General features: G+C 49.3%; 22 protein-coding genes. 13 read left to right on the top strand and 9 right to left on the bottom strand.

Annotation, left to right across the window (positions count from 1 at the left end; genetic code table 11):
* Position 1: 1 nt before the first annotated feature.
* The 4 genes from ICL55_RS18605 to ICL55_RS18590 are packed head-to-tail and all read left to right on the top strand — an operon-like array spanning position 2 to position 4,441.
* The gene (locus ICL55_RS18605) at positions 2-871 is read left to right on the top strand and encodes a hypothetical protein (protein WP_188099968.1); all 870 of its coding nucleotides are present in this window, start codon (positions 2-4) and stop codon (positions 869-871) included.
* The gene (locus ICL55_RS18600) at positions 868-2,097 is read left to right on the top strand and encodes a DUF4350 domain-containing protein (RefSeq protein ID WP_188099966.1); all 1,230 of its coding nucleotides are present in this window, start codon (positions 868-870) and stop codon (positions 2,095-2,097) included. The genes ICL55_RS18605 and ICL55_RS18600 overlap by 4 nt, the downstream gene beginning before the upstream one ends.
* A complete protein-coding gene (locus tag ICL55_RS18595) occupies positions 2,097-3,077 on the top strand; it encodes an AAA family ATPase (protein WP_188099964.1) in 981 nt (326 codons plus the stop codon). Before ICL55_RS18600 ends, ICL55_RS18595 begins: the two co-directional genes overlap by 1 nt.
* Before the next feature lie 11 nt (positions 3,078-3,088).
* Positions 3,089-4,441, top strand: coding sequence for a DUF58 domain-containing protein (locus ICL55_RS18590; protein ID WP_188099962.1), 1,353 nt, complete (start codon positions 3,089-3,091; stop codon positions 4,439-4,441).
* Positions 4,442-4,444: 3 nt separating this feature from the next.
* Here ICL55_RS18590 and ICL55_RS18585 read toward each other — a convergent pair whose 3' ends face one another.
* From ICL55_RS18585 to gatC, 5 genes are read right to left on the bottom strand one after another with little or no spacing between them, the layout of a single operon-like run.
* Complete coding sequence (locus tag ICL55_RS18585; protein ID WP_188099961.1) at positions 4,445-5,128, bottom strand: hypothetical protein; 684 nt, start codon at positions 5,126-5,128, stop codon at positions 4,445-4,447.
* Positions 5,129-5,139: 11 nt separating this feature from the next.
* Positions 5,140-5,727, bottom strand: a complete 588-nt coding sequence (locus ICL55_RS18580) for a riboflavin synthase (RefSeq protein ID WP_168871812.1) — start codon at positions 5,725-5,727, stop codon at positions 5,140-5,142.
* 21 nt (positions 5,728-5,748) lie between these two features.
* Positions 5,749-6,309, bottom strand: coding sequence for a cob(I)yrinic acid a,c-diamide adenosyltransferase (locus ICL55_RS18575; protein ID WP_188099959.1), 561 nt, complete (start codon positions 6,307-6,309; stop codon positions 5,749-5,751).
* A 34-nt stretch (positions 6,310-6,343) separates the two neighbouring features.
* Positions 6,344-7,057 carry an ABC transporter ATP-binding protein gene (locus ICL55_RS18570; RefSeq protein ID WP_188099957.1) on the bottom strand — a complete coding sequence of 238 codons (714 nt, stop codon included), beginning with the start codon at positions 7,055-7,057 and terminating at the stop codon, positions 6,344-6,346.
* A gap of 4 nt (positions 7,058-7,061) precedes the next feature.
* The gene (gene gatC, locus ICL55_RS18565) at positions 7,062-7,352 is read right to left on the bottom strand and encodes an Asp-tRNA(Asn)/Glu-tRNA(Gln) amidotransferase subunit GatC (protein WP_188099955.1); all 291 of its coding nucleotides are present in this window, start codon (positions 7,350-7,352) and stop codon (positions 7,062-7,064) included.
* Between the two features lie 186 nt (positions 7,353-7,538).
* Here gatC and trpS point away from each other — a divergent pair, with 186 nt between their 5' ends.
* The 9 genes from trpS (at position 7,539) to ICL55_RS18520 (ending at position 20,129) form a co-directional block, all read left to right on the top strand.
* Positions 7,539-8,546 carry a tryptophan--tRNA ligase gene (gene trpS / locus ICL55_RS18560; RefSeq protein WP_188099953.1) on the top strand — a complete coding sequence of 336 codons (1,008 nt, stop codon included), beginning with the start codon at positions 7,539-7,541 and terminating at the stop codon, positions 8,544-8,546.
* A 44-nt stretch (positions 8,547-8,590) separates the two neighbouring features.
* Positions 8,591-9,226 (top strand): deoxynucleoside kinase, encoded by a 636-nt coding sequence (locus tag ICL55_RS18555; protein WP_188099951.1) that lies wholly within the window; start codon positions 8,591-8,593, stop codon positions 9,224-9,226.
* Positions 9,227-9,382: 156 nt separating this feature from the next.
* On the top strand, positions 9,383-10,171 hold the full coding sequence (locus ICL55_RS18550; RefSeq protein WP_188099949.1) for a hypothetical protein: 789 nt from the start codon (positions 9,383-9,385) through the stop codon (positions 10,169-10,171).
* Positions 10,147-12,210: a ComEA family DNA-binding protein gene (locus tag ICL55_RS18545; RefSeq protein ID WP_188099947.1), complete on the top strand. Its 2,064-nt coding sequence runs from the start codon at positions 10,147-10,149 to the stop codon at positions 12,208-12,210. Before ICL55_RS18550 ends, ICL55_RS18545 begins: the two co-directional genes overlap by 25 nt.
* A 447-nt stretch (positions 12,211-12,657) precedes the next feature.
* Positions 12,658-15,888, top strand: coding sequence for a SusC/RagA family TonB-linked outer membrane protein (locus tag ICL55_RS18540; protein WP_188099945.1), 3,231 nt, complete (start codon positions 12,658-12,660; stop codon positions 15,886-15,888).
* Positions 15,889-15,912: 24 nt separating this feature from the next.
* On the top strand, positions 15,913-17,244 hold the full coding sequence (locus ICL55_RS18535) for a SusD/RagB family nutrient-binding outer membrane lipoprotein (protein WP_188099943.1): 1,332 nt from the start codon (positions 15,913-15,915) through the stop codon (positions 17,242-17,244).
* 85 nt (positions 17,245-17,329) lie between these two features.
* Positions 17,330-17,644: a DUF3467 domain-containing protein gene (locus ICL55_RS18530; protein ID WP_078667062.1), complete on the top strand. Its 315-nt coding sequence runs from the start codon at positions 17,330-17,332 to the stop codon at positions 17,642-17,644.
* A gap of 7 nt (positions 17,645-17,651) precedes the next feature.
* A complete protein-coding gene (locus tag ICL55_RS18525; protein WP_188099941.1) occupies positions 17,652-18,725 on the top strand; it encodes an Ldh family oxidoreductase in 1,074 nt (357 codons plus the stop codon).
* Positions 18,726-18,806: 81 nt separating this feature from the next.
* Entirely contained in the window at positions 18,807-20,129 is a 1,323-nt protein-coding gene (locus tag ICL55_RS18520; protein ID WP_188099939.1) for an aspartate kinase, read from the top strand.
* 61 nt (positions 20,130-20,190) lie between these two features.
* Here the strand turns inward: ICL55_RS18520 and ICL55_RS18515 are convergent, their stop codons facing one another.
* From ICL55_RS18515 to dinB, 4 genes are all read right to left on the bottom strand, one after another.
* Positions 20,191-20,652 carry an RES family NAD+ phosphorylase gene (locus ICL55_RS18515; RefSeq protein ID WP_188099937.1) on the bottom strand — a complete coding sequence of 154 codons (462 nt, stop codon included), beginning with the start codon at positions 20,650-20,652 and terminating at the stop codon, positions 20,191-20,193.
* A gap of 3 nt (positions 20,653-20,655) precedes the next feature.
* On the bottom strand, positions 20,656-21,108 hold the full coding sequence (parS, locus tag ICL55_RS18510) for a type II RES/Xre toxin-antitoxin system antitoxin (RefSeq protein WP_188099935.1): 453 nt from the start codon (positions 21,106-21,108) through the stop codon (positions 20,656-20,658).
* 110 nt (positions 21,109-21,218) lie between these two features.
* Positions 21,219-24,170 (bottom strand): DNA polymerase III subunit alpha, encoded by a 2,952-nt coding sequence (locus tag ICL55_RS18505; protein WP_188099933.1) that lies wholly within the window; start codon positions 24,168-24,170, stop codon positions 21,219-21,221.
* A gap of 1 nt (position 24,171) precedes the next feature.
* Complete coding sequence (gene dinB / locus ICL55_RS18500; protein ID WP_188099931.1) at positions 24,172-25,386, bottom strand: DNA polymerase IV; 1,215 nt, start codon at positions 25,384-25,386, stop codon at positions 24,172-24,174.
* Between the last annotated feature and the right edge of the window lie 242 nt (positions 25,387-25,628).

The raw sequence follows: 25,628 nt of genomic DNA, 5'->3' as shown, positions 1-25,628 counted from the left end.
TATGATGAGAAGAATTTGCAGAAAATATAGTCTGTCACTGCTGTTGTTATGCTTGCTGAGTATACCGCTGACGGGCATTTCACAATCTGTCCCGCCGCCGCCGACAGACCCCCCGCCGGCTATTTTGTCTGAAGAAAATCCTCCGGCGCCAACCGCGCCCGCAGGGGTGCTGACAGACGAAGATTTGTCTACAGAAAATACGCAAACACAGGCTGCGCCTATCGTGGATGAATATGGCGAAGAAGTGCAACTGCCGCCGTTTGATAAACGGGCCGTGCAGGAAAATACCATGAGGACGTTGAAAGCGGATGATGACATGCAGTATCGCGACAAGCCCACGGAAGACCCTAAAAAAACATCCAAATTCGGAGAAGGAGTTGCCCGTTTTATAGCGAAGCTATTCTTTTTCCTTTGGCAGTTCAGCTGGGTCATCCTCGTTTTGCTGTTAGGGGGACTTGGATACCTGTTGTATCGTTTTATGGTAAAAAATGACCTGAGTATCTTCCGAAAGCCAAAACTGGTAGATGGTCTGGAAGAAATACAGGAAGAAAACCTGCAGAGCGCATCGGAGTACGAAGAAAAAATCCGCGCAGCTATTGCCGCAGGGGAAATACGACAGGCTATCCGCTGGTGGTATTTGTATACACTGTTTCAGCTGGCCAGCCGCCAACTGATCACACCCGGACGGGAAAAGACCAACAACGATTATCTGCGCAGCATGCGGAATACACCCTACTATAAAATGTTTTCCACCTTAACGCTGGACTATGAATATATCTGGTACGGCGGATTTGAGATCAGTGCAGACAACTTCAGGACCATGGACCAGCAGTTCAGGGATTTTAATAACCAATTAGGCAAAGCTTCGTGAAAAACAGGACCACCTATATCATCATCGGCGTTGTATTGCTCCTGGTAATATTGCTGGCTATTGTTGGCAAAAAGGGAACACTGAACAATGACCGGCTATCTACCAAAATGGAGAAATCATCTTTCTCCAGTAAGGATAAAAAGGCTGGTGGCGCTTATGTGGCATTCAAAACATTACCGGAACTTTTTACCCGTCACTCTATTCAGGTAGTGACGAAACCCTTTGCTACCACCTACGCAAAGGAATCGGAACTTCGTTTTGCAGGCAACAACTATATTCTGGTGGCCAACGAACTGTTCACCACAGAGAAGGATGTAGCGGCTATGATGGAATATGTGTCCATCGGCAACTATTTGTTTGTAAGCGTTAATAGAATTGACCCTTTGCTGGCGAAGAAGCTGAAATGCAAGGTGGTGGAGGGCACTAACTATCAGCCAGGTACTCCCACTAAGGTGCAGGGATATCAGGATAAATCAGTGCCACTGGATACCAGCTACAGTTACAGCGGGATGGTGGCCGGTAGTTATTTCTCTGCTATCGATACCGGCTATACGAAAGTGCTGGGTTCCAATTTTAAAGGCAAACCCAATTTTATCCGGGTAGTACACGGGCGCGGCTGCTTTTTTATATCGCTGAATCCTTACACGTTCGCCAACTACTTCCTGTTGGAACAGGATAATATTGCGGCGCTGGAAACACAGCTGTCTTATATGCCGGACGATGCGCCCAATGTTTACTGGGATGATTTTTACAGCCACCAGGAAAGCGCACAGGCCGGCGATTTCAGCGAATGGCAGGTGCTGATGCGGTATCCTTCGATGCGCTGGGCGTTGTGGCTGGCGGTATTATTACTGCTGCTGTATGTCCTCTTCGAAGGCAAAAGAAGACAACGCATTATCCCGGATAAACCTGTGCTGGCTAACAATTCCCTCGAGTTTGTAGATGCCATCGGTCAACTGTATTATCAGCAACACGATAACTTCAACCTGGCGCATAAAATGACGCTGCATCTGTTGGAGTATATCCGTCACCGTTATTATCTGAATACCAATCATCTCAATGCACAGTTTGTTGAGACACTGTCTAAAAAATCGGCTATGCCGGAAAATGAAGTACGGGACCTGATAAATATGGTACATCAGATACAGTTGGCCGGACAGATAAGCGACGAACAATTACAACATTTCTATCAACGCATTCAACATTTTTATTTAAATACGAAATAATGGATATCAATACCTTTCAACCCAGGACTGATTTTACCACCTTGCATGAAGGCGTGGAAGCTATCAGGGCACAGATTGGACAAGTAATTGTGGGACAGCACCAGATGGTGGACCTGCTGATAGCAGGCCTGCTCACACAAGGGCATGTACTGATTGAAGGGGTGCCGGGCGTGGCCAAAACACTCACCGCTAAGTTACTGGCACAGTGTATCGACGCTGATTTCTCCAGAATACAGTTCACCCCCGACCTGATGCCGGCAGATGTGCTGGGTACTTCTGTATTCAATCCCCAGACGCGGGAATTTGAATATAAGAAAGGCCCCATCTTCAGCAATCTCGTGCTGATAGATGAAATCAACCGTGCCCCGGCCAAAACACAGTCGGCGCTTTTTGAGGTGATGGAAGAAAGACAAATTACCAACGATGGCACGACTTATCATCTGGACCGTCCATTTATGGTCATCGCCACGCAGAACCCGATAGAACAGGAAGGGACCTATCGTTTGCCGGAAGCGCAGCTGGACCGCTTCCTATTCAAAGTAGAAGTGAAATATCCGGACCTGAAAGAGGAAGTGTCCGTGCTTCAAAGTGTGCAACGGCTGAATGGCGCCACAGACCTGTCAAAGGTAATCGCGAAAGCAGTAACGGCCACGCAGGTGATCGAGTTCCAGAACCTGGTACGTCAGGTAAGGATCGACGAAAAGCTGTTGCACTACATCGCTTCCATTATCCAGGAAACCCGTATGAATGCTTCATTGTACCTGGGTGCTTCACCGCGTGCGTCCATTGCCGTTATGAACTGTGCCAAAGCCATGGCAGCGATGCGTAACAGAGATTTTGTCATCCCTGACGATATCGTGGAGATGATCCCCCACGTGCTGCGTCACCGTATTATGCTGACACCGGAAAAAGAAATGGAAGGTATCCGTACCGATGATGTGATTGCACAGATCATCAAGATGGTAGAGGTTCCCCGATAAGCTGATTGTATATGTCTTCAACTGTAAAAAACAACTTGTATCAGCAGCTGTTTTTCAGCAATCGCCTGTACATGGGACTGGGTGCCAACATCCTGTTGTTCATCATCTCCTTTTTTGTGCCGGGGCTGTACAATGTTGCCATATTGACTTTCGTGGTGCTGCTGGTATTGCTGTTGCTCGATATAATATTGCTGGTGCTGAGACCGGCCAATATTCTCGAAGCCGTACGTGCTGCCAGTCCCCGCTTTAGTAACGGAGATGAAAATGAGGTAGTGGTTACCTGCACCAACCGCTATCCATTCCCGGTATTTGTAACGCTGGTGGAGGAACTGCCGTTTCAGTTCCAGGACCGCAATTTCGCGATGACAGCGAAACTAACCGCCGGTGAAGAATATGAGTTCCGGTATAAGTTGCGTCCGGTGGAAAGAGGCGTGTATCATTTCGGATATACTTACGTCTTTGTACAGAGCGCATTAGGTATCGTTAACCGTCGCTTTGTTTTCAACACCGAGCAGGATGTGCAGGTATATCCCAGCTTTCAGCAGCTGCGCCATTTCTCCCTGTATTCCTATATGAACCGGCTCAATGAAATGGGCGTACATAAACGTCGTGTGATTGGCCATAGTATGGAGTTCGATCATATCAAACCTTATACGAAGGGGGATGATGTGCGTATGCTCAACTGGAAAGCGACGGCCCGTTCCGGTAATCTGATGGTGAATAACTACGTGGAGGAAAAATCGCAGCAGGTATATTGTGTGATCGACAAAGGGCGTACCATGAAGATGCCTTTTGATGGATTGACCTTGCTGGACTATGCGATCAATGCCTCACTGGTATTCAGCAGTGTGGCATTGGGCAAAGGTGACCGCGCAGGCCTGGTCACGTTTAATGAAAGCGCCGTGGAGGTGTTGCCTGCGAGCAATAAAAAGGTGCAGCTCAACAAGATACTGGAGCAGCTGTATGCGCAGGAAACGCAGTGGAAAGAAAGTGATCTGGAGGCGTTGAGCGTGCAGTTACGCAGCCATTTATCACAACGTTCGTTGTTGATGTTATTTACCAATTTTGAATCGATGTCCAGCCTGCAACGGCAGTTGCCTTATCTGCGGCGACTGGCGAAGTATCACCTGGTGCTGGTAGTGTTTTTTGAAAATACAGAGCTGAAGCGGGTTACAGAGCAGGAAGCGGTGGATGTGGAAGCTATTTACAAACAGACGATTGCCCAGAAGTTTGCCTACGACAAGAAACTGATCGTGAAAGAACTGGCCAAGTATGGTATTATGTCTTTGCTGAGTACGCCGGAGCACCTGACGCTGAATGTGGTGAACAAATACCTGGAGCTGAAGGCGCGTACGCTGATTTAGATCTTATTGACGCCGGCCCCGTGGCCTTGACTGTCCCGGTGGGGGCGGCAGATCGGGGTCGGGCATTATTTTAATAGGTACTTCCGAACGGATATACAGGTTGGGGTTGGCTTTGTACCACGCTTCGATGATCACCGCTTTTGCCGTATCATTTTGTTCCACCAATACGTCCTGCCCGATCACCGTGCCGGCAGAAGTCCGGAACCGCAGCTGTGCGGTGTCCAGCGGTAGTACCCGGCCGCTGTTGAATTTCCCCTCTACGTTCATATAATAGCGGATGTTGCGTTTGATGCTGTCCGCATAATGATTGAAACGCATGCCCACCAGATAAGGGAGGGTGAGCGTGTTGGAGAGTGGCGTATCCCCTTCTCCGTTAACGGTAATGGTTACACGATAATGTTCTTTTGCCAGCTGGAGCCGGTTGAAATAGAGGATGCCCTCCCGGATATTGCCGTTGGAAGTGCTGACCTGTATTTTATTCCAGCGGAGGTTACCACGTAGCATGCCGGCGGTTTGGCGGGTGCTGCTGTCGGTGTACACGAATTCCAGCCCGATAGGTACGCGGTCATAGAGCTCGGCCACAGCCGTAGTGTCATACCACACGTTGATACGGGCAACCTTTGCCTGTTGAGCATGTGTCAACAGGCAAAGGAGCAATGATATGGACAGCAGCAGGTGTTTTTTCAAAGTCTTATTGTTTATCGCACCGCCATTTGCCGGGCTACGTACTTGCCCAGAATATCGAACTCCAGATTAACAAGATGTCCCGGGTGCATAAATTGTACGTTGGTAAAGGCGAACGTATATGGTATGATGGCCACTGAAAATTCTTTTTCTGTGATATCGAATACGGTGAGACTGATGCCGTTCATGCAGATGCTTCCCTTTTCCACGATAAGGCCGGCGTTGGCAGTGGGATAGGTGAAGCGGTACAGCCAACTGCCGTTCTGCTCCTGGCGGGATACGCAGGTACCGGTGCCATCCACGTGGCCTTGTACGAGGTGCCCGTCGATACGGCCGTTGAAGACCATGGCTCTTTCCAGGTTGACCTTGGCGCCTGGCACCAGCAGCGACAGATTGGTTTTCTGCAATGTTTCCGCAACAGCTACCACTTCGTAGGTATCGCCCTGTATATTAGTAACGGTAAGGCATACACCGTTATGGGAAACGCTCTGATCTATTTTGAGTTCACCGGCGATAGACGACTTGATATTGATAATGAGATTACCGCCGTCTTTGCGGGTGGACATAACTTCTCCTGTTGTTTCAATGATTCCTGTGAACATGTAGCGAATTTAAGAAAAAAACTATACCCGTGGTTTCCAGGGGATTTCTTCCACGCCCAGCTTGTGGCCGGTCCAGCGGGCGAGTACAAAGAGGTAGTCGCTCAGGCGATTGATATATTTGAGTACCAGCGGTTCGATGAACATCTCGTGCTCCTGCATGCCTACACAGAGCCTTTCGGTGCGGCGGCATACGCAGCGGGCGATGTGGCAGGTAGATACCGCTACATGACCGCCGGGAAGAATGAAGTGTTTCATGGGTGGCAGTTCTTCATTCATTTTATCGATGCTGGTTTCCAGCAGCTGGATGTCTGCTTCGTGGAGGTCGGGGATACGCATTTTGGTTTCCTTATCAGGGTCGCAGGCGAGTGCCGCGCCGACGGTGAACAGGCGGTCCTGTATTTCCTTCAGCAGTGTTTTGGTGTCCGGATCTGCCATGTAATCGTTGACCAGCCCGATATAGGAGTTCAGCTCGTCGACCGTGCCATAGGCATCTATGCGGAGATCGCTCTTGGGTACTTTGGTACCGCCGATCAGGGAGGTTTTGCCTTTATCCCCGGTTTTGGTGTATATTTTAAGAGACATGTCTTTTTTCTGCAAAATACGAATTACGCAGCGGTCATGATTTGAGCAGGGCTTCTTTTTTCTCGTTAACCCTGTCAGACTCAATGACACCGTCTCTCAGGCGGATGATCCTTCTGGCATGATCGGCAATATCTTCCTCGTGTGTTACCAGTACTACCGTGTTGCCGGAAGCGTGGATACTGCCGAATATGTCCATGATTTCGATGGAGGTTTTGGTATCGAGGTTACCGGTAGGTTCGTCCGCAAGAATGAGGGATGGGTCGTTAACAAGGGCGCGGGCGATGGCCACACGCTGGCACTGGCCACCGGAAAGTTCGTTGGGTTTGTGTTTGTAGCGGTCGCCCAGTTTTACCCTTTCGAGCATCTCACGTGCTTTTTCCTCTCTTTCCTTTTTGCCGATGCCGGCGTAGATAAGGGGGATGGCCACATTTTCGAGAGCGGTGAGGCGGGGCATGAGGTTGAACTGCTGGAAAACGAAGCCGATTTCCTTACCACGAACAGCGGCGAGGTCGTTGTCTTCCATCTTGCTCACATCATGGCCGCTGAGGATATATTTACCAGCGGTAGGGGAGTCCAGGCATCCGAGAATGTTCATGAGGGTAGATTTACCGGAGCCGGAAGGCCCCATCAGGGCAACATACTCGTTTTTAAAGATGTCCAGGGATACCCCCTTGAGTACCGGTAGCTCATTTTTACCTAAAAAATAGCTTTTTCTGATGTCTTCCAGGTGGATAACGGACTTTTGCATGTGGTTATTTCTTTATGACTTTCGGTACCTCGAAGTATTCAGAGGTGGCCGCAGGTGCGTTTTGAAGGCCTTCTTCCCGGGTGAGGGTGGTCATCGCCTTGTCTTCCCGGAAAACATTATAGTCAGCGGTAAGATGTAACAACGGTTTTACATCGGTAGTATCCAGTTCATTCAGTTTCTCCACAAAGGTGATCATCCGCTGGAGATCGCCACGGATGGCGGTTTTCTCCTGCTCGTTGAATTCCAGTCTGGCGAGATCGGCTAACTGTTGTACCAGGGCGTCGTTCACTTCCATAATCAAATTAAATCAAAAAATAATAAAATGTAATTGTCAAAATGATGGTATCTCAAAAATAGGGATAAACGGAGAGCTTTCAACTGCCTGCCATCGCCTTTTTAGACATTTTATGATATTTTTTTACAGATCGGTGGATAAGGGATTATTAAAAGCTAACAGCTATTCTTTAAATTGCGCCCTGTTATGGCTACAGAAAAAGAAATTGTGGTGAGCGGCATACGCCCCACCGGTTATTTGCATTTAGGCAATTATTTTGGCGCGATCCGTAATTATATCCGGATGCAGGAAGAGTTTGACTGCTACTTTTTTGTGGCAGACTGGCATTCGCTGACGACCCATCCGAACCCGAAAGACCTGCAAGCCAATGTGATGCGGGTGCTGGCGGAAAACATCGCTTCCGGCCTCGACCCGGAAAAAGTGACCCTGTACGCTCAAAGCCATGTACCGGAAATAGCTGAATTATATCTGCTCATGAATATGCTGGCTTACAAAGGTGAGCTGGAAAGAGTACCAACGTTTAAGGACAAGGTAAGATTACAGCCGGAAAACGTGAACGCCGGCCTGTTGACCTATCCGGTGTTGATGAGCGTGGACATCCTCATTCAGCGTGCGGTGAAAGTGCCGGTAGGCAAAGATCAGGGACAACACCTGGAAATGGCCCGCAACTTCGCGCAGCGTTTTAACGAGCGCTATGGTGAACTGTTCCCGGAGCCGGTGGCCTTTAACTATGGTGATAACCTCGTACGTATCCTGAGCCTCGACGGCAAAGGAGGTAAAATGAGCAAGAGCGAAAATGAAATGGCTACCCTCTATTTGTCTGACAGTGATGAGCAGATTCGCCAGAAATTGAGGAAAGCCAAGACCGACAGCGGTGGTGTGCCAGGTGAACCGATGCCGGAATCCGTGGCCAACCTGATTGTGCTGATGGAACTGGTGTCCAGCCCTGATACTGTTAAGTTTTATGTAGATGCTTTTAACGCTGGCACGATCCGCTATGGTGATATGAAAACCCAGCTGGGAGAAGATATGGTGAAATTCATCGCACCTATCCGCGAAAAAGCCAAAGACCTGCAGGAAAATCGCGCCTACCTGCATAAGATCATGAAAGAGGGTGCTGAAAAAGCCCGGGCAAATGCGGCACAAACTTTGCAACAGGCGAGAAATCTCATTGGTTTAAACTATTTTGAGTAATCACTTCTGTCAGCATTTTTCAGTATTCACGACCTTTCATTAGCATGGCAAAACAAAATAAAATCAAACATATCGCGATCGCCGGCAATATCGGCGCGGGTAAAACCACCCTCACCGAAATGCTCTGCCGCCACTACAAATGGCATCCGCAGTATGAAGATGTAGAGCACAACCCATATCTGAACGATTTTTATGAAGATATGCCCCGCTGGTCTTTCAACCTGCAGGTATATTTCTTAAACGGCAGGCTGAAACAACTGCTCGAAATCCAGAATGGAAAAGAGACCGTGATACAGGACCGCACTATCTATGAGGATGCACATATCTTCGCGCCTAACCTGTATGAGATGGGACTGATGACCAAAAGGGATTTTGATAACTATTTCAATTTCTTCGAGACGCTGAAAAGCATGGTGAAACCTCCGGACCTGCTGATTTATCTGCAGGCATCCGTTCCCACGCTGGTAGCGCAGATACAGAAAAGAGGAAGAGAATATGAAGAAAATATCCGGCTCGACTATCTTAAACGGCTAAACGAATATTACAACAACTGGATTGAAAAATATAATGAAGGTCCATTGCTGGTAATTGATATCGATAAAAATAAATTCCCCGAGAGCGATGAAGACCTCGGAGAAATTATTTCGAAAATAGATTCCCAACTGTACGGTCTTTTCTGATCCTGATGGTAACATCTTATTACGCCCCGTTTGGCTGCTGCCAGACGGGGTTTTGTTTTTTTTAGAAAAATTTTCCCGCGTTAAGAAGTAATTAACATTTGCCATTTTTCTGCGGTGTATGTTTGTTGTATAGGAATTGTTTGTTAAACCCCCGCTATGAAACCAATGTTACTGACCATTGTTTGTGTGCCATACTTTCTGATGACGTATGCACAATCTTTATCGATGCCGGCCGGAAAAGATGCTGCCACAGGCAGTTACAGCCGTCGTTTCCAACAGGTGGCATCCGCCGCTTATCAGCCCGCCGGGTTGTCTTGTCTGCGTGCCTTTACAGCAGGCATCTATGCAGAACAACGTTTTTTATTAAAAGAGATACCGCTTTATGAGGTAATGGCTGCCGTCCCCGCAGGTGCCGGTGCGTTTGGTTTACAGCTGACGCGGTTAGGCAGCAGTGCTTACTACCGGCAACAGACGGGGCTGGCCTATGGCATGCGGCTGGGAAAGAAAGCAGGGCTGGGGCTACAGGGTAGCTACCTTACAGAAGTGATACCCGGATATGGTAGTCGTAGCAGCGTAGCCGTGACCGGTGGCCTGTTGTGGCATGCCGGCGAACAGTGGCATACAGGCATACGCGTTAGCCACACCCAGCGAGGGACAACTGTATACAGTGCCGGTATTGGCTTTGAAGCTTCCTCTGCTTTTTTGCTGAGCGCCGAAATAGGGAAAGCCGACAATGAAACCGCCTGGCTGAAAGCAACGGCCAGCTATCGGATCGTTCCGCCGCTGGCACTGCAATGGGGATTTGCCACCTGTGCGCCCTTTCAGCATGCCGGTATTACTATTCATTGGCACATGCTGCAGATCATGTTTGCAGCCGGCTTCCATCCTCAACTGGGCCTCACCCCTTCAACCACTATCATATGGCAGCGGGATGGTACCGAATAACAGCGATGTTGCTGCTGCTGTGTGGTAGCTGGGGAAGGGTAACCGCCAGACAGGAAACGGAATTGCCCGCCGTCATGGAGAATGCGCTGGAGAATGAAACGGCTGCCACAGATGCCGCCTCAGATGATGATGAGAACTGGCAGCAGCTGGAAGACTTTATGCGGCACAAGATACAGCTGAATACCGCAGACGAGTCCACATTACAGTCGTTAGGCATGCTGACAGCTGTACAGGTGCAGGAGTTCCTTACCTACAGGCGTCTGCTGGGCAACCTCGTTAGTATCTATGAATTGCAGGCGATACCGGGCTTTGAGCCGGATGTAATACGGCAGTTGTTGCCTTATGTGAAAGTAGGAAACGACCTGATGCCGCATTATTCCCTGCATGACTACCTGCATAAAGGCGGACATACCCTACTGCTGCGTTATGGCCGGCAACTGGAAAAGTCCCGCGGATACCAGTCTACAGCCACTGCCGCACCAGTCTATCAGGGCAGCCCGGATAAAGTGCTGCTGCGGTACCGGTATAGTTTCCCGCGTTATATCAGCTGGGGCATCACCATGGAGAAAGACGCCGGTGAGCCATGGGGAGGGTTTCCAAAACAATACGGCTTCGACTATTACAGCGCACATCTGTTTGTCCGCAACGCAGGATGGCTGAAAACCTTCGCCCTGGGGGATTACACGGTGAACCTGGGACAGGGGTTGCTGCAGTGGCAGGCACACGCCTATGGTAAAGGAGCGGCAGCCATGCTGGTGAAACGGGAAGGGGATGTGATACGGCCACATACTGCTGCCGGAGAAAATAATTTCTTTCGGGGCGCCGCTGCTACGTGGGAGCAACGGGCATGGCAGGCGACAGCATTCGTATCACTGCGCCGGCTGGATGGCACACTGGCGCCATCAAATGATCAGGAAGAAGAGAATGCTACTGCTTTGCAGCGAAGCGGTTATCATCGCACCCTGGCGGAGCTGTCGCGTAAAGGGACTGTGCAGCAGTGGAGTGGCGGTGGCAGTATCCGTTATCAGCGACATCGCTGGCAGCTGGGCGCCAATATCGTTACCCATCGGCTCACGCCTGCGCTGCAAAGGGAATTGAAACCTTACAGCCAGTTCGATTTTACCGGAACACAGTTAACCGGCGCCAGCGTAGACTATGCGACTTACTGGAAGAATGTGCATTTGTTTGGCGAGCTGGCGGCCAGCGATAACGGCAAACCTGCCGTGGTACAGGGCGCAGTGGCCAGCGTAGCGCCTACGGTAGATGTGGCGATGGTATACCGCTATTACGATAAAGCGTATCAGTCTTTTTACACAAGCAGCTTCGGTGACGGTTACCGGACGGTGAACGAACAGGGGTGGTATACCGGCATCAGCATGTTGCTCAGCTCCCGTTGGAAGCTGGAGGGATATGCAGACTTCTTTCGTTTTCCCTGGCTGAAATACCGTGCCGATGCGCCCTCCGGCGGACATGACTTTTCTGTGCAGGCAGCCTATACGCCGAACAAACGCAAACGGCTATCGCTGCGGATAACTAATGCCACCCGTGCGGAAAACAGAAAGATGCCGGGGAATGCGCTGAATGTCTTAACAGATGTAACGTCAACGCACATACGGATACAAGGGGAGTTGACACACGGCCGCAGCTGGCAGTTTCGTGCGAGAGGAGAGTACAGTATTTATGCAGCGGACACGGGCAGAAAAACAGGGTGGATGGGATATGTGGAAGCCGCCTGGCATCCGCATGCCTGCCCGCTAACGCTTGATGTAAGACTCGCCCGCTTCGGAACGGCAGACTATAACGCACGGATATACGCTTACGAACGCAGCGTGCTGTATGATAATGCAGTGTCCATGTTGTATGGAGATGGTTGGCAGTACTACCTGAACGCGAAGTGGAAAATAAGCCGAAGGTTGTCTTGCTGGTGGCGTGTGCATCAGGTAAGGTATTCCGGACAGTCCACTATTGGTACAGGGCCGGAAATGATTATGGGAAACAGAAAAACCTTTTTTCAGTTGCAATTGCTGCAATCATGGTAACGACTTCAGAGAACGATATATTTTTTGTTGTTGTAAACGTGTGATTATTAGTCGATTAAATACTTTGGGGCCTTTGCTGTTAAAAAAATGTTAACTGCAAAGGAGCTAGAAAGCTTTTTTTTTATAACTTGGGGGTGTTCAACCAAAATCTAAATCCTAAAAAACTAATCTATCAATGAGCCGCTTTTGCCTTAAAAAAAGCTGTGCCCTTTAGCAATGGCTATTCCAACTTGCTAATCTTATTTGCTTGTTTGCTCGTTTGCTTGTGACTATATGCGATTATAAAAGTGGTTTTTGCTGTCATCATTAGTTTAATCAAAGCCGGATTAGAAATTATTTATGCCGATAGCGGTATATACAATTGTATTGTGTATATCAGGTTTATGACAACGATATAATGCTGGACCTGTGTCCACTTTCTTTTTCAACCAAAATTTGAATCTTTTTATGAAAAAGGTTTTACTCCTTTTTGCCATGCCTATGGCAATTGTTAGCCTGACCTATGCCCAGGAGCGGCAGGTATCAGGCACAGTAAAGGGCAGTGACGGAAGCCCGGTACTCATGGCTACCATACAAATTAAAGGCACGACCACCGGTACTACTACCGACAAACAGGGAAATTTCCACCTCACCGTAAAAGACTCAAAAGCAGTGCTGGTGGTGAGAAGCGTGGGCTTTCTCACCCGTGAGGTAACGGTAGGAGATGACCCTACACTGAATATCATCCTGCCGGTAGATACCAAAGCCCTGCAGGAAGTAGTGGTAACGGCGTTGGGTATACGTCAGGAGAAAAAAGCGCTTGGCTACGCTGCTCAGGACGTTAAAGGCGAAGAATTAGTCAGAACAGCTCCTTCCAACCCTCTTAGTGCCCTTTCCGGTAAAGTAGCCGGGGCCAGCATCGTGACCGCTTCCGGTACACCTGGCGCCCCGGTGAGAGTACAACTCCGTGGTGCGACTACCATCATGGGTAGCAACCAGCCATTGTTTGTCATTGATGGTCTGCCGGTAGACAATACTGAATCCAATACCTCCAGCGATGGCGGAGGCACCGCCGGCGTACTGCAATCCAACAGAATGGTGGATATCAACCCCGATGACGTGGAGAATATTACGATGCTGAAAGGGCCTGCTGCTGCCGCTTTGTATGGCAGTATGGCTTCCAACGGCGCGGTGATCATCACCACCAAAAAAGGAAAAAGAAATCCGGATGGCAGATCTTTTAATATCTCCTATGGTATTACTGTCAACTTCGATAAAGTAAGCCAGTTGCCGGATAGACAAAATAAATATGCGCAGGGCTATGGCGACCTCTCTCATCCCGGCGATGACGGCGGACCTAAAGCCTATTCATTCGGACCGGCCATCGATACGCTGGTATTCGACGGCAAACCATATCTGTGGGATAAAAATGGTATGCTGGTAGGCAAAAGCCAGAACCCCGGCGGTAAGCCAGCTATCGCCTACGACCCCTACCAGTTTTTCCGGACAGGTGTAGGTACGCAGAATAACCTGGCTATCAGCGGTGGTACGCCTAATCTGACTTACCGTGTATCTGCTTCTATCTACAATCAGAAGGGCATGATCCCACTCACGGATTTTAAAAAGAACACCATCGCTTTCTCCACAGATTATAAATTCTCTGACAAGTTCAATGTGTTCAGTACGCTGAACTACGTGAACTCCGGCGGACGTCGTGCACAGCAGGGTAGTAACCTGAGCGGCATCATGCTGGGCCTTTTGAGAACAACACCCACCTTCGACAACTCTAATGGCGCCAGTGATCCTACTGATCCTTCTGCTTACCTCCTGGGGGATAACAGCGGCGACCAGCGCAGCTACCGCGGCAGGGGTATTTATGACAACCCTTACTGGACCGTGAACATGAACCCCTTCAAGGATAATGTGCAACGTTTCTTCGGTACCGTAGGCGGTGTTTACAAACCATTTGAATGGTTAAGCATTACCGAAAGATTCGGTGGAGATTATTCTCTTGACAATCGCAAACAGATTTATTCTAAAGGCTCCGGTGGTTTCCCTGACGGACAATACTTCGAAGATCAGTTGAGCACTTTGGTGATCAACAATGACCTGTTTGCTACGTTCACAAAAAAATCAGGTCAGTTTGACTACTCCTTCCTGGTGGGTCAAAACGTGTATGACTATAAAACCAAATACCTGCATACCCAGGGTGATGGACTGAGTGGTAACGACTTCCAGGGCGTTACCAATACCGGTAGCAATACATTGTCTATCACTAATTCCCAACAACGCAGGGTTGCTTTCTATGGTAAAGCCAATGTGGCGTTCAACAATTATCTGTTCCTGGAGTTGACCGGCCGCTATGAAGGTAACAGCACCTTGCCGGTGAAAAATCAATTCTTCTTCTATCCTTCCGGTAGCCTCGGTTACGTATTTACCGAAGGGTTGAAAATAAAGAGCGATGTATTGTCCTACGGTAAAGTGCGTGTGGCCTTTTCCAGCGTAGGCCGCGGCCTCAACCCCTATAGCCTGCAAACGTATTATGCACGTACCGCTCCCGGCGATGGATGGACCAACGGTGTCGTTTTCCCTTACAACGGTTTAGTGGGATATTCCAAGAGCGGCACACTGGGTAACCCCAACCTGACTGCGGAAAAAACCAATCAGTTTGAAACCGGTGCAGAATTACGCTTTTTTGATAGTCGTGTAACCCTCGATTATACTTATTATACCGGTAAAAGTAAGGGCCTGTTAAATCAGGTGAGTATAGCGCCCAGTAGCGGTTATGGTGCTGCCTTCCTGAATGCTGCTTCCATGCAGAACCACGGTCATGAGGTAACGTTGGGCATCACACCTGTCCGTAGTAAAAATCTGGACTGGACCCTTACTTTCAACTATGCCCAGAACAGAAACAAAGTGCTGGCGCTGGCGGAGGGTATTGACCGCTTCGACTTCAACGGTTTCACCGGTATTTTCGTTTCCGCTATCGTAGGCAAACAATATGGTTCCCTCTATGGTACCGGCTACCTGAAAGATGCACAGGGACGGCTCGTGATCAACGATGAAGGTACGCCCGGCGACGGTTCTTATGGCTACCCGATCGTATATGATCCGTTACAATACCTGGGTGATGTAAACCCCAAATGGTCCGGCTCTGTAGGAAATATGTTCAATTTCAAAGGTATCATCCTCAGTTTCCTGATTGAAACCAAACAAGGCCAAAGCATGTGGAATGGTACATGGGGCGCCATGACCAACTTCGGTACCAGTGCCAACACACTGGCCAGAGGCTCACAGACTACCTTTGAAGGTGTAAAAGGCCATCTGGACGGTAGCAACAATCTGGTGACCAAAGGAGAAAGAAACGATATCAAAGCTGATCTCAATGCAGACTATTACAGCGGCGTAGGCAGCGGCTTTGTGGTAAATGAACCGTTCATCCAGGATGCCAGCTGGGTAAGACTGCGCGAAGTGTCTATCGGTTACAGGCTCGTAGGCGCTAAAGTTTTCAAAAAACAAAGACCATGGTTTAATGCGGTAACGCTGACGGCTATAGGAAGAAATCTTTGGCTGCATACCAAATACACTGGCGTAGATCCGGAAACAAGTCTTTTTGGTACACAGGAAGCACAAGGATTTGATTACTTCAACAACCCTGGCTCTAAAACCTACGGCTTCAGTGCAAAATTTGAGTTCTAATTGAAAAATCGAAAAACAGAAGTTATGACTATTCTCAATAAAACACTTGTCACTGCTGGTTTCGCGGCCCTGCTTGCGCTGGGTAGTGGATGTAAAAAGTATCTGGATGTTAACACCGATCAGGACAGGCCCGTAGATGCCCCGCCTGCAGCGATCCTTACGGGTGCAGAAGTAATGGCAGCCTACACGCTGGGTGGCGCAGACGTGGCGCTCACTGCCAGCCTCCTCACCAACCAGGTGGACGGTACCAGCCAACAGTTTAAGAACTATCAGTTGTACCAGATTGTGGCAGATAACCTGACCAACTGCTGGAGCAACCTCTATCAGGGTACTTTCAACAACCTGGTGGAACTGCGTAAAATGTCAGAACCCAAGAAATGGTATTTCTACAGTGGCGCCAGTAAAATACTGACCGCCTACGTATTGGGCTCCAGTACAGACCTCTGGGGGGATATACCTTACAGTGACGCTTTTCAGGGATTGGATTTCAAATTCAAACCTAAATATGATAAACAGGAAGACATCTATAAAACCATCGATGGTCTGCTTACAGCCGGTATCGCTGATATGAAACAGCCACAGCTGGGACCGGTGCCCGGTGGCAACGATGTGCTTTATGGCGGCGACCCTGCGCTCTGGATTAAATTTGCTAATTCCTACCGGATGCGGATGCTGATCCACCTGACCAAAAAAGATCCGGCCGGTTATGCACAGAAGGTAATCGACGCTGCCAATGCAGCCGGCGGTATTATTGCGGCGGGTGAAGAGGCGGCTGTGGCTTTCCTGAATGATCCTACCAGAGCCAATCCGGTGCAGCAGTTCAATTCACAACGTCCGGGTTACATCACCTATGATCAGTCGTTCATGATTAATCAGATGAAGGCGATAGGGGATAACAGGGTAGGGCCTTACCTCGGTGGTGCCTACGATTCCAAAACTTCCCCTGTGTTTCTGTTGACTGCCTACGAGTTGGACTTTATCCTGGCGGAAGCCCACGCTCGCCTCGGACATGATGCGGACGCGCAGTCTCACTACGAAGCAGCCGTACTTGGTTCTTTCCTCTCGGTAAAAGCTGACCCAACAGGCTATCTGGCCAAACCGGAAGTGAAATATGATCCGGCCGCCAGCGCTGCCGATAAGCTGAAGCTCATCATGACGCAGAAATATTATGCGATGTACCTGCAGGCTGAAAACTTCACCGACTGGCGCCGGACAGGCTTTCCGTTGCTGACATCCAAAAATGCAGGTAAAGAAATTCCCAGACGTTACCCGTATCCGCAGTCTGAACTTTCCTACAATGGTGGTAATGTGCCTTCTGGTATTTCTCTCACTACCAAAATGTGGTGGGACCAGTAAAAAAAGCCATTTAACCGCTTCTCATAAAAAAAGAGGGCTCATTGAGCCCTCTTTTTCTATTTTTGTAGGGCTAAATCATACAGATATGGAAAATCAGCACGAAGAGCAGAATCAGCTTAACATCGAGTTAAATGAAGAGATTGCAGAAGGGCAGTACGCCAACCTCGCTATAATCACCCATTCCAATGCCGAATTTGTAGTGGATTTTGTCAATGTGATGCCCGGCCTGCCGAAAGCAAAAGTCAAGTCACGCATTATTCTCACGCCCCAGCATGCTAAGCGCTTCATGAAAGCCTTACAGGATAATATCAAAAAATACGAATCTGTTCACGGCACTATTCAGGACCAGGAACCCGTTTCTGTACCCATGAATTTTGGTGGTCCCACTGCTCAAGCCTGATTATACCATGGAACATATTTATTCTTATCATCATCTGACGGAGTTCACCCGGGAAGTTTTTATTCGCATGGGTTGTTCGCATGATCACGCCATGCTGGCCAGTGAAGTATTGGTGTCGGCTGATCTGCGCGGAATAGATTCTCACGGCATTGCCCGTTTGTCTGGCTATGTGCGTCTGTGGGAAGCCAAAAGAATCAATGCCCGTCCGAATATCCGTATCGTACACGAAACACCCAGCACCGCTGTGGTAGACGGAGATGCAGGCCTGGGCCTGGTTGTAGCGCCTTTTGCCATGGAAGTGGCGATACAGAAAGCCGCTGCTGCCGGTACCGGTTGGGTGAGCGTTAAAAACTCCAACCACTTCGGTATCGCCGGTTACCATGCCATGAAAGCGCTGGACCATGATATGATCGGCATGGCGATGACCAATGCCAGTCCCCTGGTAGCACCCACTTTCGCGAGAGAAAGAATGCTGGGTACCAATCCTATCGCGGTGGCCATCCCGGCCAAGGAACAACCGCCCTTCGTGGCGGACTTCGCCACCACTACCGCGGCCAACGGTAAACTAGAAATCCTGCAACGCAAAAACCAGGAAGCCCCTTACGGATGGATTCAGGATAAAGATGGCCATCCCAGTACCAACCCGCACGAACTCAAAGATGGCGGGGCTTTGCTGCCATTAGGCGGCGACCGTGACCATGGAAGTCATAAAGGGTATTGTTTGGGAGCAATAGTTGATATATTTTCGGCCGTCCTTTCAGGGGCCAACTACGGACCATGGGCGCCTCCTTTTGTGAGCTTCCTGCCGCTGGCTCCCGATCCGGTGGGCGAAGGACTGGGACACTTCTTCGGCGCCATGCGCGTAGATGCGTTCCGTCCGGCAGATGAATTCAAAACCCATATGGACACCTGGATCAGCCGCTTCAGGGCCGCAGTGCCGGTGGAAGGCAAACAGGTGCTCATTCCCGGTGATCCGGAAAGAGAAATGCACCACCACCGCCTCGAAAACGGAATACCCGTGCTGGCGCCGGTAGTGAAAGATATGCAGGAGGTAGCTGCTAAATTTAATTTGAATTTTTAAATTTCTATCATTCATATAAACAGCCGGAAACGGGCCAGCAGACAGCTTTCCCGGTAATCAGGCAAAAACAATTATATTCAGATGAAAGTGTTAAAATTTGGTGGAACCTCCGTGGGAAAACCAGAGCGCATGCATTCAGTAGCGCAACTGATCACAGCAGATAATGATCAGAAAATTGTGGTACTGTCTGCCCTGTCAGGCACCACGAACGCACTCGTGGAAATCAGCCAGTCATTGTCAGAAGGCAAAAAAGCACAGGCGAAGCAGCAGATCGATAAGCTGGAAAGCCATTACAGGACCTTTTGCGATGAACTGGTGAAGCAGGAGGCTGGCCGCGCCAGCGCTAAAGCTATCATTGATGAACACTTTGAATTTCTGAACATCATCCTGAAGATATCTTTCAATGAAGCATTGAATAAAGATATCCTCGCACAGGGCGAACTGTTGTCAACCCGCCTGTTCTGCGTATCCCTGGAAGAAGCCGGCGTTCCCGCCGTCTTGCTGCCAGCCCTGGATTTCATGAGCATCGATGAATATGAAGAGCCGGAAATCCCTAAAATCAAAATTAAACTGGGTAACCTGATCAATCAGCATAAAGGACAGACCTTATTCATCACACAAGGATATATCTGCCGGAATGCAAAAGGAGAAGTAGACAACCTGAAACGTGGTGGTAGCGACTACTCCGCGTCCCTGATCGGTGCTGCCATCCAGGCGGAAGAAATTCAGATCTGGACAGATATCGATGGTATGCACAACAACGATCCGCGCGTGGTGAAAAAAACCTTCCCGATCGAGCAACTGTCATTCGATGAGGCTGCCGAGCTGGCTTATTTCGGCGCTAAAATTCTGCACCCGGCTTCTATCTGGCCTGCGCAGCATTTTAACATCCCGGTTAAATTGCTCAATACCATGCAACCGGAAGCCAAAGGCACTATCATCACTGAAATGCCTAATGGCAACGGTGCTAAAGCCATCGCGGCAAAAGATGGTATCATCGCCATCAAGATCAAGTCCAGCCGCATGTTGCTGGCTTATGGCTTCCTCCGGAAAATATTCGAAGTATTTGAGAAATACCGCACGCCGATCGATATGATCACCACTTCTGAAGTGGCCGTGTCACTGACCATCGACAGCGAAGCACACCTGGACCAGATCCTGAAAGAGCTGCAGCCGTTTGGTACAGTTGAACTGGACCACCATCAGACCATCGTTTCCATCGTTGGTAATGAGGTGGCCGCTACACCTTCTATCATCACCAAGCTGTTTAACTCTATGGAGGGCACGCCACTGCGCATGATCTCCTATGGTGGCAGCAGACATAACATTTCCATTCTGGTGAACGGCCAGTTCAAGGAGAAAACACTGCAGTTGCTGAATAAAGGGCTGTTTGGTTTAGAGTAAATCTCTAAATACCTAAATATCTAAATGACAAGGGCGTACCAACCGGTACGCCCTTTCTCTTTTATACTTTTCTGAGCCGCTGATCAAATACAAACGGCTGGGTATCTGTAATTGTTACCCGCGCGGCGTCCGGATGCTGCGGATTAATGAGATAGTTATTTTCTTCAGCAATGACAACAGAAGGGATTCTGAGCACCGCATAGCGGGCAGTGTCTACCCATTCATCGCCGATGGCCTGCAATGCAGGAAACGGCGCCAGCGACTGCCAGCCGGAGGGGAGGTCTTTTTTAGTGAGGACTTTAATCGCAATATCATCGGGGATATGGATCGTGGCAATACAAAAGTCCTGAATAATATTTTTTAGGGGAATGTGCACCAGTACTTCCAGCGCAGACAGCGCCCTGCTGCCGGCTGTATAAACCATTGAATGGCCCGGACTGTTCCACCGGCCTCCGTACAAGCGGGAGCCAGTGCCTGTCAGGTCGTTGATGTAGGCACATTTACTGATTCTGTAAACATCCATGAGTTATGCGAATATCCCGTGTTCAATGCGTCCCAGTTCGTCTTCAATCAGTTGGAAGCCGAAAGTAGTATCTAACAGGGAAATAGGAAGTTGATAGTTGAAGGTTGGAAGCGGCGTGCGCATCCACTCTTTGAAGTTTTCCAGGCTACCGAAAACTTCGGTACCCCGCTGATACAGTTGGGAAAGGAGAATGGCCCGTTCAGAGGTGTCAGCGCCAAGTTTGGCGTCATCTGCATAACGTTGCAGCGTCCTTTCTGAAATATGCAGCACCTGCGCCAGTTCTGTCAGTGAAAAAGATAGCTGACGACTCAGGTTCAATAATGCCCTTTTTAGCACACCACTGCGCGAAAGCTCTATAAAGTCATAGTATCCACTGCCCGGAATGTACGCGGCACCCGGGTTTTCCACAATCATCAGCGTGTTTTCCTGCACCTGGTATTTTCTTGCGTGTTTCATGTATCCCGACATTTGACACAAAAATACAACAAAATGTCGGATTTTCAGACATCCACCATATTAACTTATATCCACGCCCTTAAACCTGGGTCATGTCGGATGATTTATTATCAGAATTTTTTATCCTCGAAGTATCCGATTTTTTTCATTTGACTGATTTCCAGGGTGATAACATTATACTCAGAGATCGCTTTCCCTTTTAAGATATAAAAACCACCCTTCTGAAAAGGATATTGCCGCAGGCTGTCGGGAAAATGAACGGTATCAATAAACTGTCCTTCACGGTCCAGAAACGTACCAAAACACATCGGCTCGCCTTTAGCGGTACGCATCGGTTTGGTGGTGACCAGGTACCCCAGTGTGGTCACGGGCTGATTGAGGTGCCGGTGAAAATCACGGGCAGGTATATACGCAGACTGGTCATGATTAATTACTTCGAAAGGAGAGGCCAGCGGAAAGCCCAGCAGGTCTATTTCATCGAAAGCATCTTCATGTTGATGGTAGGCCAGCTCCGGTAGTTCGCAATTAACTGTGGCTGGCTGGAACAGCGACAGGTTGTGGATACCTGCCGCACTTTGCTGCCGGACCAGCAAGCTGCTTTTCCACAACAGCTGTTTTTTTGTCTGACCGGTAAACTGAAAGCAGCCGATACGGATTAATAATTCCAATTGCTCAGAGCCGGGGGAAATGCGGTTGCAAAAATCTTCCAGATGCAGATAGGGGCCGCATTGCCGGCGTTCTTCCAGGATTCTTTCGGCGAGGGCCTGTTCAAGTCCTTCCACATGGATAAGCCCCACATATACTTCCTGTCCCTTGATATTGGTTGGATAATCGCTGTTATTGATGCAGGGGGGATGGATGTTGACGCCGGTTTTTTTCAGTTCACGGAAATACAGTTCGCGGTTGTAGAAGCCACCAAAATTGTTGATCACGGCAACCATAAATTCTGCGGGGAAATAAGTCTTCAGGTAAAGGCTCTGATAACTTTCCACAGCAAAGCTGGCGGAGTGGGCTTTGGAAAAAGAGAAATTGGCAAAGCTGGCGATCTGTCGCCACACTTCCACCGACACCTCATAAGGTCGTCCCAGTTGTGCACAATTGGAGAAGAAACGTTCCTGTATTTTCTCAAAATCTTTCGTTCCCCGGTACTTCCCTGCCATGGCCCGCCGCAGGGAGTCTGCATCAGCCAGTTCCATATTGGCGTAGGTATGTGCCACTTTGATCACATCTTCCTGGTACACCATGATGCCAAACGTATCGCTGAGCAGTTCTTCGATAACAGGATGGAGATAAGTGACGCTGCCAGGATTACGATAACTGTGGATATACTGTTTCATCATCCCGGATTGTGCCACCCCCGGTCGGATAATGGAGCTGGCGGCCACCAGGGTGAGGTAGTTGTCGCATTGCAGTTTTTGCAACAGTTGCCGCATACCGGGTGATTCTATATAAAAACAACCGATGGTATTAACTTTTTTCAGGTTTTCCTTCACCTTCTCATCCACCATAAATGCTTTGACATTATGAATGTCGATGTCTACCTGTTTGTTTTTGCGGATAATATCGATGGTATCACGGATGTGCCCGAGGCCGCGCTGACTGAGGATATCAAACTTATAAAGGCCGATCCTTTCTGCCTGCAGCATGTCGAGTTGCGCGGTGTTAAAGCCTTTCGGGGGCAGGTAGGTAGTACAATACTGATGAATGGGCGCATCGCTGATGAGGATACCGCCGGCATGGATGCTGAGGTGATTAGGGAAAGATTTTTCCTGGTCCATCAGCCGGCTGAAGTGCTGGATTTTGCGCTGGATATGGTCTTCATTCAGTTGTATGTTGAAGCCGTTTTCCAGTATCTGATCGATTTCTTTTTTAGGAAGACCATATACCTTGCCCATTTCCCGGATGATCGCATTGGTCTGAAAGGTGGTGACAGTACCCAGCAGGGCTGTATGGGTGTCGCCGTATTTATCAAACACATATCGGATGATGGCATCACGGTCGCGCCAGGAGAAGTCGATATCAAAATCCGGTGGCGAAGTGCGGTAGGGGTTGAGGAAGCGTTCAAAAAAGAGATTCAGCTCTATGGGGTCCAGATCGGTGATTTTGAGGCAGTAAGCCACGATGGAGTTGGCGCCGCTACCGCGTCCTACATAGAAGAACTGACGTTCCTGTGCATAACGGATAATATCCCAGGTAATGAGGAAGTAGGCTTCAAATTCCTGTTGGGCGATGATGTCCAGTTCTTTTTCAATGCGCCGGGTGGCTTCAGCGTGATCTTTCCCGTAGCGGTATTCCATGCCCTGATAAGCCAGTTGCCGCAATAGCTGCCGGTCTTCTTCCACGCTGCCCAGAAATGATTTCCGGTTGCGGGGCGTCCGCAGTTCCATTTCCACTTCACATGTTTCCAGTACGCGGAGTGTATTGGCCACTATGTGGGGGTATTGTTCAAAATGTTCCACCATTTTGGCGGGATGTATGAACTGATCGTGGATGGTGCCGGTGGTGTGCGGTTGCAGCTGGGAGATCAGGATATTCTGGTCAATGGCGCGCAGTACACGATGCAGTTCATAATGATCATTGTCCTGAAAGGTGACAGGATGCATCACCACCAGCTGATGGCGGATGCTGTGTGTGTCTACCCGGAAAAGTTTATTAAGGTCGCGGGGTTTAACGCCCAGTAGTTCGTGTGGCAGCAGTTGGGCCGGCGGGATATCGCCCCAGTTGTAGATGGCCCAGGTGCCCGGAAGAGTAGGGGCCCTGTCCGGGAAAGGTATTTCCCGGCGCAGGTGATCGGAAAGAAAGCGGTTGATATGGTGCCAACCTTCCTGATCGCGGGCCAACAGGAGATATCTGAATGTTGACTCCTGGCGGCATTCCACGCCCAGCACCGGTTTAATCAGGTATTGACGGCAAAGCTCCACGAATTCCCAGGCATCGGAGGTGATGTTGATATTGGTGAGGGCCAGCGTGGTGATGCCCAGCTGTGCGGCTTTTTTGACCAGCATGTCAGCGGGCATGGTGCCGTAGCGGAGGCTGAAAAATGTTTTGCAGTTCAGGTACATGTTATCCTTTATAGTACGGCATGATATCTTTTTTCGGTGCCGGCATGTTCTTTTTATCCGGAGGCACTACGTTGGTGCCTTTCAGCAGCATATCCCAGCCGAAGCGGTTTTTGATGTTATCGATGGCCTGGTAGAGCGCGATCATTTCCTGGCTGTCATCGAAGAGATTGATTTGATGGTTGCCCTGTACCAGATGGCTGAAGCGCACGCCGATGAGACGTACCAGCAGTCGGCGGTCGTACAGTTTTTTAAACAGGTCTTTCACTTTTTCCAGCAGTACGTGATCGGAGCAACTATAGGGGATGGTCATTTGTTTGGTGACGGTTTCAAAATCGGAGTACCGTATTTTGACCGTCACGCAGCCGGTGAGCTTATTTTGTTGCCGTAGTTCAAAGGCAATTTTTTCTGTCATGCGTACCAGCTCGGCATGTAGAAACTCCATGTCGATGGTGTCTGCCGGGAAGGTACTTTCTGTGGAGATGGATTTTTGTTCATAATAGGGTACTACGGGGGAATCATCGATGCCATTGGCTTTTCTCCAGAGGGAGATGCCATTTTTCCCCATCCATGCTTCCAGCAGGGAAGGAGGTACTTCGCTGAGTATTTTCACTGTTTCCACGCCGCGGCGCCGCAGCTGTGCCGCCGTTTCCTTACCTACCATCGGTATTTTTTCGATAGGCATCGGGGCCAGGAAGTTTTTTTCGTCGCCGAAGGGTATTTCCAGCTGCCCGTTGGGTTTGGCCTCGTCGGTCGCTACTTTGGACACGAGCTTGTTGGAAGCGAGTCCGAAGGAGATGGGCAGCCCGGATTCTTTTATAATGGCTTTCCGCAGTTCTGTGGTCCATTTGAGGGAGCCGAAGAATTTATCCATGCCGGAGAGGTCGAGATAAAATTCGTCGATAGATGATTTTTCGTACAGCGGCGCTTTATCCGCGATGATGCTGGTCACTTCGCGGGATTTTTCACTGTAGCGGTCCATGTCGCCACTGCGGACGATGGCGTGTGGACACAGCCGCAGTGCCGTTTTCATCGGCATGGCGGAGTGGATGCCATAGCGGCGTGCTTCGTAGCTGCAGGCGGCTACCACAGCGCGGTCGCTGCTGCCGCCTATCAGCAGAGGCTTGCCTTTCAGCTGACTGTCATGCAGGCACTCTACTGATACAAAAAAACAATCCAGATCAAAATGCGCGATCGCTCGCTGTTGTAATGTAATCATGTTGCCTTGTTTAGGAATGATGGCTATTCCCAACCCGAATGGCGATCATTTTCTCCATCGGAATTTCCTCCTCCGTACTACGATGATATTTCAAATCGAATAGGACCATTCTCCGGATTTGCAAGCGATAAGCGGATGGCAGGCCGGGCGAAGGGTCGGCACGGATAGTGATCAGCAGGGCCTGCCAGCCGTAATCACTCGATCTGTTACAAAGGTACTAAATAATTTAGTTTTGCTAAAAT

The sequence above is a fragment of the Chitinophaga varians genome (assembly GCF_014529945.1).
GTDB lineage: Bacteria > Bacteroidota > Bacteroidia > Chitinophagales > Chitinophagaceae > Chitinophaga > Chitinophaga varians.
The sequence above is the reverse complement of the archived record's forward strand: the minus strand, read 5'-3'. Positions and strand labels throughout refer to the sequence as shown.

Excerpts from the sequence above, each read along its gene's own strand:
- ICL55_RS18550 (WP_188099949.1), top strand. The coding sequence starts at position 9,383 with ATGAAACCAATGTTACTGACCATTGTTTGTGTGCCATACTTTCTGATG.
- ICL55_RS18590 (WP_188099962.1), top strand. The coding sequence starts at position 3,089 with ATGTCTTCAACTGTAAAAAACAACTTGTATCAGCAGCTGTTTTTCAGC.
- ICL55_RS18575 (WP_188099959.1), bottom strand. The coding sequence starts at position 6,309 with ATGTCTCTTAAAATATACACCAAAACCGGGGATAAAGGCAAAACCTCC.
- dinB (WP_188099931.1), bottom strand. The coding sequence starts at position 25,386 with ATGATTACATTACAACAGCGAGCGATCGCGCATTTTGATCTGGATTGT.
- parS (WP_188099935.1), bottom strand. The coding sequence starts at position 21,108 with ATGAAACACGCAAGAAAATACCAGGTGCAGGAAAACACGCTGATGATT.
- ICL55_RS18515 (WP_188099937.1), bottom strand. The coding sequence starts at position 20,652 with ATGGATGTTTACAGAATCAGTAAATGTGCCTACATCAACGACCTGACA.
- ICL55_RS18505 (WP_188099933.1), bottom strand. The coding sequence starts at position 24,170 with ATGTACCTGAACTGCAAAACATTTTTCAGCCTCCGCTACGGCACCATG.
- ICL55_RS18570 (WP_188099957.1), bottom strand. The coding sequence starts at position 7,057 with ATGCAAAAGTCCGTTATCCACCTGGAAGACATCAGAAAAAGCTATTTT.
- ICL55_RS18545 (WP_188099947.1), top strand. The coding sequence starts at position 10,147 with ATGGCAGCGGGATGGTACCGAATAACAGCGATGTTGCTGCTGCTGTGT.
- trpS (WP_188099953.1), top strand. The coding sequence starts at position 7,539 with ATGGCTACAGAAAAAGAAATTGTGGTGAGCGGCATACGCCCCACCGGT.
- ICL55_RS18595 (WP_188099964.1), top strand. The coding sequence starts at position 2,097 with ATGGATATCAATACCTTTCAACCCAGGACTGATTTTACCACCTTGCAT.
- ICL55_RS18535 (WP_188099943.1), top strand. The coding sequence starts at position 15,913 with ATGACTATTCTCAATAAAACACTTGTCACTGCTGGTTTCGCGGCCCTG.
- ICL55_RS18605 (WP_188099968.1), top strand. The coding sequence starts at position 2 with ATGATGAGAAGAATTTGCAGAAAATATAGTCTGTCACTGCTGTTGTTA.
- ICL55_RS18520 (WP_188099939.1), top strand. The coding sequence starts at position 18,807 with ATGAAAGTGTTAAAATTTGGTGGAACCTCCGTGGGAAAACCAGAGCGC.
- ICL55_RS18580 (WP_168871812.1), bottom strand. The coding sequence starts at position 5,727 with ATGTTCACAGGAATCATTGAAACAACAGGAGAAGTTATGTCCACCCGC.
- ICL55_RS18530 (WP_078667062.1), top strand. The coding sequence starts at position 17,330 with ATGGAAAATCAGCACGAAGAGCAGAATCAGCTTAACATCGAGTTAAAT.
- ICL55_RS18525 (WP_188099941.1), top strand. The coding sequence starts at position 17,652 with ATGGAACATATTTATTCTTATCATCATCTGACGGAGTTCACCCGGGAA.
- gatC (WP_188099955.1), bottom strand. The coding sequence starts at position 7,352 with ATGGAAGTGAACGACGCCCTGGTACAACAGTTAGCCGATCTCGCCAGA.
- ICL55_RS18540 (WP_188099945.1), top strand. The coding sequence starts at position 12,658 with ATGAAAAAGGTTTTACTCCTTTTTGCCATGCCTATGGCAATTGTTAGC.
- ICL55_RS18555 (WP_188099951.1), top strand. The coding sequence starts at position 8,591 with ATGGCAAAACAAAATAAAATCAAACATATCGCGATCGCCGGCAATATC.